The organism is Halomonas sp. Bachu 37, from assembly GCF_039691755.1.
GTDB lineage: Bacteria > Pseudomonadota > Gammaproteobacteria > Pseudomonadales > Halomonadaceae > Vreelandella > Vreelandella kashgarensis.
The window spans coordinates 704,365-716,993 of the sequence record NZ_CP137552.1; the positions used below are offsets into that span (position 1 = coordinate 704,365).

Annotated in this window: 10 protein-coding genes and 1 riboswitch; of the genes, 8 read left to right on the forward strand and 2 right to left on the reverse strand. The window is 63.5% G+C overall.

Annotated features, from left to right (window positions below; translation table 11 throughout):
* The first annotated feature begins 9 nt into the window (after window positions 1-9).
* The 5 genes from R5M92_RS03175 (at window position 10) to R5M92_RS03195 (ending at window position 7,206) form a co-directional block, all read left to right on the forward strand.
* Window positions 10-2,283, forward strand: coding sequence for a cation-translocating P-type ATPase (locus R5M92_RS03175; protein WP_346797795.1), 2,274 nt, complete (start codon window positions 10-12; stop codon window positions 2,281-2,283).
* A gap of 1 nt (window position 2,284) precedes the next feature.
* A riboswitch (cobalamin riboswitch) is annotated at window positions 2,285-2,496 on the forward strand.
* A gap of 143 nt (window positions 2,497-2,639) precedes the next feature.
* Entirely contained in the window at window positions 2,640-4,478 is a 1,839-nt protein-coding gene (locus tag R5M92_RS03180) for a TonB-dependent receptor domain-containing protein (protein WP_346797797.1), read from the forward strand.
* Between the two features lie 38 nt (window positions 4,479-4,516).
* Window positions 4,517-5,434, forward strand: coding sequence for a cobalamin-binding protein (locus R5M92_RS03185; protein ID WP_346797799.1), 918 nt, complete (start codon window positions 4,517-4,519; stop codon window positions 5,432-5,434).
* 21 nt (window positions 5,435-5,455) lie between these two features.
* Window positions 5,456-6,427: an iron ABC transporter permease gene (locus R5M92_RS03190; protein ID WP_346797801.1), complete on the forward strand. Its 972-nt coding sequence runs from the start codon at window positions 5,456-5,458 to the stop codon at window positions 6,425-6,427.
* On the forward strand, window positions 6,427-7,206 hold the full coding sequence (locus R5M92_RS03195; protein WP_346797803.1) for an ABC transporter ATP-binding protein: 780 nt from the start codon (window positions 6,427-6,429) through the stop codon (window positions 7,204-7,206). The genes R5M92_RS03190 and R5M92_RS03195 overlap by 1 nt, the downstream gene beginning before the upstream one ends.
* 13 nt (window positions 7,207-7,219) lie before the next feature.
* Here the strand turns inward: R5M92_RS03195 and R5M92_RS03200 are convergent, their stop codons facing one another.
* Window positions 7,220-7,786 (reverse strand): isochorismatase family protein, encoded by a 567-nt coding sequence (locus R5M92_RS03200; protein WP_346797805.1) that lies wholly within the window; start codon window positions 7,784-7,786, stop codon window positions 7,220-7,222.
* Between the two features lie 171 nt (window positions 7,787-7,957).
* Between R5M92_RS03200 and zwf the strand changes: the two genes are divergently transcribed.
* The 3 genes from zwf to R5M92_RS03215 are packed head-to-tail and all read left to right on the forward strand — an operon-like array spanning window position 7,958 to window position 10,847.
* A complete protein-coding gene (zwf, locus tag R5M92_RS03205) occupies window positions 7,958-9,463 on the forward strand; it encodes a glucose-6-phosphate dehydrogenase (protein ID WP_346797807.1) in 1,506 nt (501 codons plus the stop codon).
* A 34-nt stretch (window positions 9,464-9,497) separates the two neighbouring features.
* Window positions 9,498-10,163: a 6-phosphogluconolactonase gene (gene pgl / locus R5M92_RS03210; protein WP_346797809.1), complete on the forward strand. Its 666-nt coding sequence runs from the start codon at window positions 9,498-9,500 to the stop codon at window positions 10,161-10,163.
* Between the two features lie 21 nt (window positions 10,164-10,184).
* Window positions 10,185-10,847, forward strand: a complete 663-nt coding sequence (locus tag R5M92_RS03215) for a bifunctional 4-hydroxy-2-oxoglutarate aldolase/2-dehydro-3-deoxy-phosphogluconate aldolase (protein ID WP_346797811.1) — start codon at window positions 10,185-10,187, stop codon at window positions 10,845-10,847.
* A 15-nt stretch (window positions 10,848-10,862) separates the two neighbouring features.
* Here R5M92_RS03215 and R5M92_RS03220 read toward each other — a convergent pair whose 3' ends face one another.
* On the reverse strand, window positions 10,863-12,569 hold the full coding sequence (locus R5M92_RS03220) for a methyl-accepting chemotaxis protein (RefSeq protein WP_346797812.1): 1,707 nt from the start codon (window positions 12,567-12,569) through the stop codon (window positions 10,863-10,865).
* Between the last annotated feature and the right edge of the window lie 60 nt (window positions 12,570-12,629).

Genomic DNA, 12,629 nt, shown 5'->3' on the forward strand with positions numbered 1-12,629 from the left:
ACCCCGCCCATGACGTCCTTTGGTTCTGACCAGGCGCCCCATGCTGAGAAGAGTGCTTCCGCCGGCGAGGCCGGCCACGCAGAAGCGCTCTTCAGCCTGGAGGGGATGTGGTGCTCCAGTTGTGCCCTGGCCGTCGAGGCGTGTCTCCAGCGGCTGCCCGGCATAAGAGAGGCGAGCGTACATTACCCCAGCGCCAGCCTGTTGGTCAGCGGCGCCGCCTCGACGCTTTCTCTTGAAACGTTGGCACCTGTGGTGTCACGGCTGGGCTACCGACTGACGCCACCGGAGTCCACCCTGGACGCCCACGGCCGCTTGGAAAGAGAGAGCCGCTACCTGGCGTTGCGTCTCTTGGTGGCGACGGTTTTCGGCATGTGGACGATGCTGGCGTCATTGTTGATCTACGTTGGCGCCTTGCCTACCTCATCGCTTGAGCTGGTCTTGGCCTGGGTTTCCGCTGCCTTTTCCGTTCCCGTGGTCGGCTATGCCGGCTTGCCGTTCTATCGGGCGGGCTGGCGAACGCTGCGAGCGGGCAGGCCGGGCATGGATGTATTGATCAGTCTGGGCGTACTCGGCGCCGTTGCGGTTTCTCTATGGTTGCTGAGCCAAGGCATCGCCGACGTCTATTTCGATACCGCAGTGATGTTGATCGTGCTTCTACTGGTCGGGCGGCTGGTCGATACTCTGTGTCGCCACCGGGGATTACGAGCCCTGGACGCCCTGAATATTCCCAATGGGCCGCTCGAGCGGCTTGAGGCGGGGCACTGGCAGGCCTGTGCATTGCCGCAAGTCGAGCCGGGCGATGTGGTGAAAATCGAGGCCGAGGGCCATTTATCGGTGGATGGCATTATTCGCCACGTCCCCGTATGGATCGATACCGCGCCCATGACCGGAGAAAGCACTCCCCGGCGGATGCTGCCGGGAGACAAGGTTCACGCCGGGTGTCGTAATGTGGGGCCTGCGTTCGAGCTCGAGGTTTCGGCGGGCGTGGGCGGGCGCCGCCTGGATGCCATGCGCGAGCAAATGTGGCGCTATCAAGCGCGCAAGGGGGAGCTGCAGCGGCTTGCCGACCGCTTCGCTGCATGGCTGAGTCCTCTGGCGCTAGGGCTGGCAGGCGTGACCCTGGTGCTGGCTTTGTTGACGGGAGTGGCGCTGGATGAGGCGCTGGTGCGTGCGCTCTCCGTGCTGGTTGTGGCGTGCCCTTGCGCGGTGGGGCTGGCCGTGCCGCTGGCAAGCCTTGCGGGTAGCAGCCGGGCGCTTGCCCGGGGCGTGGTGTTTCGCGACCCTGCGGTGTTTGAAACCCTGGCGATGACACGTGCTGTAGCTTTCGACAAGACCGGTACCCTGACCCCCGGCGAACCCCAGCTAAGGGAGTATCGTCACGCCGACAGTATTCCCATCGATGAGGTGGCTTGCCTGACGAATCGGGCCACTCGGGATAGCGAACACCCTTTGAGCCGGGCGATACGGCGCTGGGCTCATGACCAGGCTTTTTCTTCGTCATCTCAGGATGCCCCGCCACTCGAGAGCAAAGAGCAGCCCGGGGAAGGGCGGTGGGTAGCGTTTGAAGACGGCACTGTGCTGCATCTGGGGCGCCGCGAGTGGCTGGAGTCCCTGGGAGCCGAGCTTCCCGTTTCTGTTCATGGCGTTTCCAACCAGGCCGCTGCCAGCGAAGTACTGCTATGCCGGGATCTACGCTGGGTGGCTACATTTACGCTAGGCGAGTCGGCCTGTGTCGATGCGGTCCCCGCGCTGCAGACCCTGCGTGACCAGGGGATGGTATTGGCCTTGATCAGCGGCGACCGGGCCGGGCCGGTGCACGAGCTGGGGCGCAGTGTCGGCCTTTCATCCCGGGAGTGCTTCCCCGGCCGCTCTCCCGAAGCCAAGGCGCGCCTGCTCCAGGCGCTTCCCGGCCCGGTGCTGTATGTCGGCGACGGCATCAACGATGCCTTGGCCCTGGCTTCTGCTGGAGTCGGCATGGCCCCGGAAGGCGCCAGCAGCGCTGCGCGGGAAAGCGCGGCGATCCAGCTGCTCAACCCGGGAATAACGGGCGTGGTCGAGGCGCTGGATATCGCTCGCCGGACCCGTCGGGTCATGCGCCAGAACCTGGTGCTGTCGGCCATATACAATACCCTGGCACTAGGGCTGGCGGTGACGATGGCGATCCCCCCGCTCGTCGCGGTTGCCGCCATGGCGGCCAGCTCGTTGAGCGTGATGGGCAATGCCGCTCGTCTGGCCTGGAGTGGTAACGAACCCACCGGCGTTGACGGTTCGAGGCGGGATTGATAGTTTACCGGCACTTTCAGGTGCTGGCGCTATGCCTATGCCAGTGAAACGGGAAGTCGGTGCGCTCCAGAAGCCATTCCGACGCTGCCCCCGCAACGGTGATCGAATCGAGACTAGCCTTCATGCCACTGTGTCATTGCATGGGAAGGCGGCTAGTCGGAGCGCAATGCTCATTCGTCAGCCCGGAGACCGGCCTGGAGGATAATACCGAGTTGCGGTGGGCGGCTGCGGGGTGGTGCGCGTCCGCAGTGATTGATCTTGACTGCAAGACTGCCTTCCTCGTTTACGTCTGTCCCGACTTGGTCACCAATGAAAAAAGGGTGCGGGTGCGCACACCAAGCAAGGGACTCCTCCTCATGAAAAACCTCTCTCTCGCCTCTTGCGGCCTGGCGGCATTCAGCCTGACGGCGCTGGCAACGGCTGTTCACGCACAGACGCCGAACGACGAGACGCTGAATCCGCTGGTGGTCACCGCCGCGTTGGCTCCGGTCACCGCCGAACAGAGCCTGTCTTCGGTAACGGTAATCGACGAAGACGCCTTGCGTCGCCAGAATCCGGACGCCATCACGGATGTGCTGCGCGCTCAGCCGGGGGTGGATGTCACTACCCAGGGCAGCTACGGCAAGCAGAGCAGTGTCTTCCTGCGCGGCACGGGCAGTGCCGCCAATGTCATGATGATCGACGGTATCCGCCTGCGCTCGGCCACCAGCGGTGCGGCTTCCTGGGAATTTCTTGATCCCGAACTGTTCGAGCGGGTGGAAATCGTGCGTGGTCCGCGGGGCAGCTTATACGGCGCCGATGCGGTCGGCGGCGTGGTGCAGCTATTTACCCAGACCGCCGATGAGGGTGGTCCCCATCCGTCTGTTTCCGTCGGTGGCGGTTCCTTCGACACCCAGCGCTACAGTGCCACTTTCTCGGGCAGCGAAGGCGGCACCCGCTACAGCTTTGCCGGCAGCCATTTCACTACCGGTGGCATCGAAGTTCGCGAAGGCGAGGGCGACAAGGGCTTCGATAACACCACCGGGCTGGTCAAGCTATCGCATACTTTTGATAACGACCTGACGCTGGGGCTGCTCGGCTTGCGCGCCCGGGGCAATACCGAATATCACCAATCGGGACCGGCGGATGAAGATTTCACCCAGCAGGTACTGGGCGTCTACGCGGAAGCACCGCTTGGCTCCAACTGGTCGACGCGGCTCAGCCTGTCGGAAGCCCGCGATGAACGCGATAGCCAGGCCTTGTCCGGGCGAGCCATTTTCGATACTCGCACGCACACCGCACGCTGGGAAAACACCCTGAGCATGGGAGCTCACCGTTTCATCGCCGGAGCGGAGTACAGCGAAGACAGGGTGACAGGCACCACCCGTTTCGATGAGAGTCACCGCGACAATGCGGCGGTCTTCACCCAGGCGCTGCTGGACTTTTCGCCGCTGATTTCCCAGGCGAGCCTGCGCTACGACGATAACGAGGCGTTTGGCGAGGAGGTCACCGGGAGCCTGGCCCTGGGTTACGAACTGGATAGCCACCACACCCTGCGCGCCAGTTACGGCACCGCCTTTCGCGCGCCCACCTTCAATGATCTCTACTACCCCGGCTACAGCAATCCCGACTTGAAGGCGGAAACATCGGGTACGTTCGAGCTCGGTGTGCGGGGCAACTACGGCAACTATTTCTGGGATCTGGCCGCCTACCAGACCGACCTCGATGATCTGATCGGACTGGATCAGAACTATCTTCCCGAGAACGTCGATCGGGCGCGGATTCGCGGCGCCGAGCTCTCGGCAGGGGCCGAACTGGATGACTGGACCCTGCAGGCGGCATTGACCTATACCGACCCGGAAGATCGCGATAGCGGTAACCGCCTGGTGCGTCGGGCCAAGCAGAGCCTGCGCCTGGATGTGGATCGCGAGATCGCCGACTGGACGGTGGGCGCGTCGCTCATCGCCCTGGGGGATCGCTACAACGATGCTGTCAACGAAGAACACCTTGGCGGCTTTGGCCTGCTCAACCTGCGGGCGGGCTGGGCCTTCGCCCCGTACTGGTCGGCGCGGGTGACGGTGGATAACGTGCTGGATAAGGATTACGTCACCGCTCGAGGCTCCGATTTCGATCCAGTCACTTTCGAATCGTCTCCCTTCGACTACCAGAATGCCGGGCGTAGCGTGTTCCTGACGCTGCGTTACGGGGCTCAATAAAGGTGCTCGATAAAAGCGCTCGGGGGGTGTGGAGTCACATGAATCGAGCTTTGTTACTGGTGCTTGCCTTTCTGCTGGGAGGGCAAGCCGCCACGGCCCAGTCCGACGGTATCTCTCAGCCGCTAGCCGACGATTCCGAGCGCTGCGCCGTTGACGATAAGCAGCGACGCGTATGCTTGGAGACGCCGGCACGGCGAATCGTGGCGTTATCGCCGGGGGCGACCGAGCTCGCCTACGCAGCGGGAGCGGGGAAGGCCCTGGTGGGTGTGGTAAGCCATAGCGATTATCCGCCCCAGGCGGCCGAGCTTCCCCGGGTCGGCTCACATTCGCGTCTGGATCTTGAAGCCCTGGCCGCCCTGCGGCCAGATCTGGTGCTGGGCTGGGCGAGCGGCAATCCGACATCGCAGATGGAAACCCTGCAGGCCCTGGGCATACCGATGTTCTACCTCGAGCCCAACGACGTCGAGGGAATCGCCGGCGCCATCGAGCGATTGGGAGTGCTGGCCGCTACCGGGGATCAGGCCAAGCAAGAGGCCCAGCGGTTTCGCCAAGCCATGGCGCAGCTGCAGCAGCGTTATGGTGAAAAAGACCCGATCACGATCTTCTATCAGGTGTGGCACTCGCCTTTGATGACCGTCAATGGCGAACACTGGATCAGCGATGCCATCGAACGTTGCGGCGGAATCAATATATTCGCGGGCCTGGAGCGGTTGGCGCCTCCGGTTGACCTGGAGGCGGTGCTGGCCGCTGATCCCGACGCCATCGTCAGCGGCGGCAGGGGTGAGGATGACACCCAGTGGCTGCAACAGTGGCGGGTCTATCCCGAGTTGACCGCGGTGCAGCGTGATAATCTGTTTCTGGTGCCGCCTTCGTTGCTTCAGCGTCCCACTCCACGACTGGCGGAAGGCACCGCCTTGCTATGCGAGCAACTGCAAGACGCTCGCATGCGGCGTTGATCCCCTCATACCGAGCTCTGCATGACACGACCGCTGTTTCCCACTCTGCTGATATTGTCGATCGCCGCGATGATAGCTCTGATGGTGTCCCTGGCTATCGGCAGCATGACGATCTCCAGCAGCGAATGGATGGCGCTGTTGCAAGGCCGTGCCGAGCCACTTACCCAGCTGTTGGTTCTGGAACTGCGCCTGCCGCGTTCGCTCTCCGCTTTCGCCACCGGCGGGCTACTGGCGGTCGCCGGGGCATTGATGCAGGTACTGCTGCGCAACCCATTGGCCGACCCCTACGTGCTGGGGCTTTCGGGGGGAGCGGCGGTGGGAGCAATGGCCGCTATGCTGGCAGGGCTTGGCAGCATGCTTGTCTCGGGCTCCGCCTTTGTCGGTGCCATGCTGTCGACCCTGTTGGTTTTCGGCCTGGCCCACGGCACCGGTAGCTGGTCGCCCTCGCGACTGCTGTTGACGGGTGTGGTGGTGGCTTCGGGCTGGGGCGCGGTGATCACGCTGTTGCTGGCGGTAAGCCCGATGGAGCGGTTGCCCGGCATGCTTTACTGGATGATGGGCGATCTTTCCCATGCCGGCTCTCCCTGGTCCGCCCTCGTCCTGCTGGGGCTGGTTTGCCTGGCGGGCATACCCCTGGGGCGCAGCTTGAACGTCCTGGCGCGTGGCCCGCTGCAGGCGGCAGCGCTGGGGGTCGCGGTAAAACCCCTGGAATGGTTGATCTACGTCGTGGCGGCATTGCTTACCGCAATGGCAGTGAGCACAGCGGGCAGCATCGGTTTCGTGGGCCTGGTGGTGCCGCATATGCTGCGCCTGGTGTGGGGTAACGATCAGCGCATGCTGCTTCCTGCCTGTGCGCTGGCCGGCGGGACCTTCCTGGTGCTGGCGGACACAATGGCCCGTACCGTCATCGCTCCCGAGCAGTTGCCGGTCGGCGTGATTACGGCGCTTCTGGGGGTGCCGACTTTTCTCTATCTGCTCTATCGGAGTCGCTGATGGGTCTGCTGGAGGCGTGTGGTCTGGTAATCGATATTCCTGAGCGTAGTGAGGGCAGGGCGCTGGATATCGCCTTCGAGCCTGGACAAATCTGGGGGGTACTCGGCCCCAACGGGGCGGGCAAGACCACCTTGTTGCACACGCTGGCGGGGTTGCGTGAACCTTGCTCGGGAAGCGTGTGGCTGGATGGCAAGGCCATGACCGATTGGCGCCGGCGACAGGTGGCCCAGCGCCTGGGCGTGGTATTTCAGGAGCGCCACGATGGCTTTCCCGCTACGGTTCGCGAGACGGCCTTGATGGGGCGCCATCCCTTTCTTTCCCTGTGGCAACGGGAAGGGGACAACGACCTCCAGGCTGTACACGACGCCTTGCGCCAATTGGGTATCCAGCACCTGGCCCACCGCCTGGTCACCACGCTTTCTGGTGGAGAACGCCAGCGCCTGGCATTCGCCACGGTACTGGCGCAGAACCCCGAGGTATGGCTGGCCGACGAGCCGAGCAATCATCTCGACCTGCAGCACCAGACCGCCGCCATGCAACTTCTCCACCGCCAGGCCAAAGCGGGGTGCGCGGTGGTGATGTGTCTACATGACGTCAATCTCGCGGCTCGCTGGTGCGACAATCTACTATTGCTTTACCCCGATGGCGAGGCGTGCTGGGGGCCGCAAGACGCCATGCTGACCCTCGACGCCCTGGAGCGGCTTTACGGTCAGCGGCTTCACCAGGGCGAAATCTTCGGAAAGCCGGTATTCATGCCGGCAGCTGGCGGTTGGTCATGACCTGGTGCGGGACTCAAGCGACGATCTCGATATCGGCATTCTGCAGGTTCTGGTAGCAGGCCTCTCGGGCTTCGCTGTAGACCGGCTCGCTCAGGGCAGAAAGCAATAGTGTGGCGAATCCTTCCCGGCGGGCCTCCAGCGCGGTTTCCTGCACACAGACATCCAGCGCCAGCCCGCACAGTATGACCCGTTTTATCCCTTTCTCCCTGAGATAGCCACCGAGGCCGGTGCCATCGAAAGCGGAGTAAGCGTCACGATCGAATGCCGTGGCCTTGCTGACCCGTATCGCATCGTTGGGCAGGGCGAGCCCCAGGTGAAAGGCGGCGCCGGGGGTATCCTGAACACAGTGAACCGGCCAGTTTCCTCCTCGGTGCGTGAAACTGACATGGTCCACCGGATGCCAATCACGCGATGCCACTATCAACGCGCCGGCTTCTTTGGCCGCCTGGATCTGGTCGTTGATGCCCGGCACCAAGGCGGCTCCGCCGGTCACGGCGAGCGCGCCGCCTTCACAAAAATCGTTTTGCATGTCAATGACTAGCAGGGCATCGTCAGGCCCATAGTTCACTCGTGGTGCCATGCCGTTTCTCCTGATTGATGGCTGGTGTGTTACGGGTCGCGCGATCCCAGCTTAGGCAGTACATAGTTGCAACAGCCCGACCACAGTTGAAAGACTGGCCGGGTTCAAAAAAAACGTCAATTGGCGCATTCTGATTCGCTAGAGTGAAATTTGATGGGGCAAGGTAAGGCTATGAGCCATCGCAACGCTTCGGGGGCGAAAACCCAGGAAATTCAGGAAACCGTCGATCTGGCGCTATTCGGCGCGCTGGGAGATCTTTCCCAGCGTAAGCTTTTACCCGCGCTTTACCATCTGGACCGTGAAGGCCTGCTGGCTGACGACACGCGATTGCTGGGACTGGCCAGGCAGAATCTGGAGCTCGACGCGTTCAAGGAACAAGTCAGAACTACGCTCACGCGCTATACCAAGCCCGTGGAATTGGACGATACTGTGCTCGAGCGTTTTCTTGCCCGGCTGGATTACGTGCGCCTCGACTTCACCCAGACGGAAGGCTATAACGCCATTCGCCAATGGCGCGAAACAAGACGCCCATCACCCTTGGTGATCTATCTGGCGGTAGGCGCGTCGCTTTACGGCGATATCTGTCGGCATCTGCAACGCAGCGATAGCCTGGATGAATCCTGTCGGGTGGTGGTAGAAAAACCCATCGGCCATGACCTGGAGTCCTCCGCCGATATCAACGACGCCATCGGCGATGTCTTTCCGGAGTCGCGGATCTATCGTATCGATCATTACCTGGGTAAGGAGACGGTACAGAACCTGATTGCGCTGCGCTTTGCCAACCCGCTGTTCGGGACGCAATGGAATCAGAATCACATTTCCCATGTCGAAATCACCGTCGCCGAGAAGGTGGGAATCGAAGGGCGCTGGGGGTATTTCGACCAGGCGGGCCAGTTGCGCGACATGGTACAGAATCACCTGCTGCAGTTGTTGTGTCTTATCGCCATGGAACCGCCGTCCAACCTGGATGCCGACGCCATCCGCGACGAGAAGGTCAAGGTGCTCAAGGCCCTCAAGCCATTTACCGGCGAAGCGCTGGGCCGTGATGTGGTGCGCGGTCAATATACGGTCGGCAACAGCGGCGGCAAGAATGTCCCCGGTTACTTGGAAGAAGAGGGCGCCAATACCGAAAGCCGTACCGAGACCTTCGTGGCGATGAAGACCGAAGTGGCCAACTGGCGCTGGGCCGGGGTGCCGTTCTATCTGCGTACCGGTAAACGCATGCCCGAGAAACTCTCGCAGATCGTCATCCACTTTCGCCAGCAGCCTCACTATATCTTCGACCCCGACCAGCGCGGACTGGCGACCAACAAGTTGATCATCCGCCTGCAGCCGGAGGAAGGGATCGCCTTGCAGGTGCTGACCAAGGATAGTGGGCTGGACAAGGGTATGCGCTTGCGTCCCGGTCCGCTGCATCTCGATTTCAACGACGCGTTTTCCAAGTCCCGCATACCCGACGCCTATGAGCGCCTGCTGCTGGAAGCCATGAAAGGGCAGCAGTACCTGTTTGTCCGTCGCGATGAAGTGGAACATGCCTGGCGCTGGTGTGACCACTTGATTGCCGAATGGGAAGCGCGTGAGGAGCCACCCCGGCGGTATCCCGCCGGTTCCTGGGGGCCGGTGGCGTCTATCGCCATGATCACCCAAGATGGCCGCAGCTGGTACGAAGACTACTGAGCGGTATCACACCAAAGCCGCTAGGGAGGTAATCATGAGCGAAGCGCGTCGGCAACTTGCCGAGCAACTGGCCGAAGCCGTTGCGGAAGCCCTGAGAAGCGACCTGGTCACTCGGCAGCGCGTATTGCTGGTGGTTTCGGGAGGCTCGACTCCCGTGGCGTTCTTCCAGGCGCTGGCAGTGCAGCAGCTACCGTGGGAGCGCGTCGATATCACCCTGGCTGACGAGCGCTGGGTGAGTGAAGTCGACTCCGACAGCAATGCGCGTCTGGTGCGTGAACACCTGCTGCAGGCACAGGCCGAAAGTGCCACCTTCTTCGCCTTGACCACCGCGGACGGCACGCCCGAGGAGGGCGTGGACACGCTTTGCCAGCAAGTCGAAACACTTGCCTGGCCTGCTTCGGTCGTAGTCCTGGGCATGGGTGCCGATGGCCATACGGCGTCTCTTTTTCCCGATAGCCGTGAGCTGGAACTGGCGTTGGCGTCCGACGATGCGTTGGTGGCGGTACGCACTCCCAGCCAGCCACAGCCGCGCATTACCTTGAGCGCGGCACGCTTGCATCAGGCGCGCCGGCATTTTCTGCACATCACCGGAGAGGACAAGCGCCAAGTGCTGGCCAGAGCCCTGACCGGTGATGATGTGCGCAAGCTACCTATCCGGGCCTTTTTATCTTGTCCGTTGGCAATTTACTGGGCCCCCTGACGATTTCGGAGAACCTTGAGCATGACATTGGATAAACAACTCCCTTCCACGCGTACCGCGGAACTCGACAGCATCTGTTTGAAGGCGCAGATCATTCCGGTGATTACCATCCAGCGCCTGGAAGATGCCGTGCCGATGTGTCGGGCATTGGTGGAGGGCGGTTTGAGTGTGCTGGAGATCACCTTGCGAACCGAGTGTGCGCTCGAAGCCGTCAAGCGGCTGCGCGATGCGCTTCCTGCCGCCAGCATCGGCGTAGGCACAGTGCTGACTCCCGCCCAGTACCGCCAGGCCGAGCAGGTCGGCGCGGATTTCGTGGTGACGCCGGGGGCTACCGAAGCCCTTTATCGCCATGGGGTCGGTAGTCCGGTGCCCATGCTGCCGGGAGTTGCCACCGTATCCGAGCTGATGACCGGCTGGCAGTATGGCTATCGCCGGTTCAAGTTCTTCCCGGCGGAATCCAGCGGCGGCGCCAAGGCGCTCAAGGCTTTCGGGGCGCCGATTCCCGAAGCGCGCTTTTGTCCCACCGGCGGTATTTCCATGGACAACGCCGGGGAATATCTTTCGCTGCCCAACGTGATGTGCGTCGGTGGCTCCTGGCTGACCCCCAAGGACATGGTGGAAGCGGAAGACTGGGATGGAATCCGCGAATTGGCACGTCAGGCGGCGCAGCGATTCCATCTTTGAGGTTGCTGCGCGACGTTAACACGCCTCGCTTTGCTCCGTCGGCGCGACGACGCTGTGTCTGCGTGGCGAGGGGGGAAGGTCTCGCCGTGCCGCGTGGGGAGTCGGCCCGGCGGGCGTGCGCGGCGCCGTCAGTGAGCCGGCCGTGGCGGCGGGCCGGGAGAGGAACGCCAGGGCGCTGTGGGACAGTGCCTCCACCTCCGCGTTCAACGAGGCGGTAGCCGCCCGATAGTCGTGCATGCTGCCGGCGCTGGCCTGGGTGGCCCGGTCGATCTCGCCGATGGCCTGGCTGATCTGACCGATGCCCTCGCTTTGCTCGGTCGTGGCGGTGCTGATGTCGCGCATCAGGTCGTTGACCCGGTGGCTGGCGTCGCGGATGCGCTGCATGGCGGCCTCCGCCTCGCCGGTGTGCTCTTGTCCCTGCTCGATCTCGTCGCGGGCGCGGCCGATCAGCCCCTGCACCTGGTGGGCGGCGTCCGCCGACTGGCTGGCCAGCTTGCGCACCTCCTGGGCTACCACGGCGAAGCCGCGGCCGTGCTCGCCGGCCCTGGCCGCCTCGACGGAGGCGTTGAGTGCCAGAATGTTGGTCTGGAAGGCGATGGAGTCGATGGTGCCGACGATGCCGGCCATGTTCTCCGCCTGGCGAGTGATGGCCTGCATCGACGCGGCCAGCGCCTGCATGGTCCGTGCCGCCTGGTCCACCTCCGCGACGTTGCCCACCGTGGCCTGGCTGGCCTGCCGCGCGTGCGCGGCGCTCTGGCTCACCGTGGCGCTGATCTGCTCGGCGCTGGCGGCGGTCTGCTGCACTGAGGCGGCCTGCTGCTCGAGGCGGCCGGCCATGGCCTCGTTGTTGCGCATAAGCCCGCTCACCGCGGGGCTCACCACTCCGACGCGACCACTGACATCGCCGATCAGCCCCTCCAGTGAGCGGCGCATGAAGTTCAGCGAACCCAGCATCTGGCTCAGCTCGCCCCGGCCCAGCGCCGGCAGCTCCGCCTTGAGGTTGCCGGCCGCCACCTGCAGGGCGAAGTCATTGGCCCGCTGCAGCGAGCGCCGGGTCGCCTCGCCGGCCCGCCAGTTGAGCGTCGCCATGAGCGCGCCGCCGACCACACCCGCCCCGCCCAGCCACAGCGCGGCATCGGGTGCGACGTCGTGGAGCCGCCACGCCGCCGCCATGCCGATGCTGGCCGTGGCCAGCAGCATGGCGCTGCTGACGAGAGCGGTGCGCGTCTGCAGGCCATGGCGGTCGAGACGGGCCAGGCCGTGGAGTAGTCCGCGGCGGTAGGGCTTGCCGTGCCTGACCCCGTAGCGGCCGCCGCCCTCGCGGATGTCGCGATAGACCTCCTCGACGTGGGCGATCTCCTCGGCCCCCGCCTTGACCCGGATCGAGGCAAAGCCCTGAAGCTCTCCACTCTCGCGAATCGGCACCACGTTGGCGCGCACCCAGTAGTGGTCGCCGTTCTTGCGCCGGTTCTTGACCAGCCCCGACCAGTAGCGGCCCGCCTGCAGGTCGCGCCACATGTCGGCGAAGACGCTGGGCGGCATGTCGGGATGGCGGACCAGGTTGTGGGGTGAGTCCAGCAGCTCGTCGTAGTCGAAGCCGCTGATCTCCATGAAACGACGGTTGGCGTAGGTGATGTAGCTACGAGGGTCGGTCTTGGAGATCAGGACGTCGTCGTCCCGCAGCGAAAATTCTTTCTGGGTCGTGGGGCCGTTGTTACGCATGAAAGCTGACCTGTCTTGGCTTCATAAGAAGCCAGACTATCAGTCTTTTGTAGTGGTTTT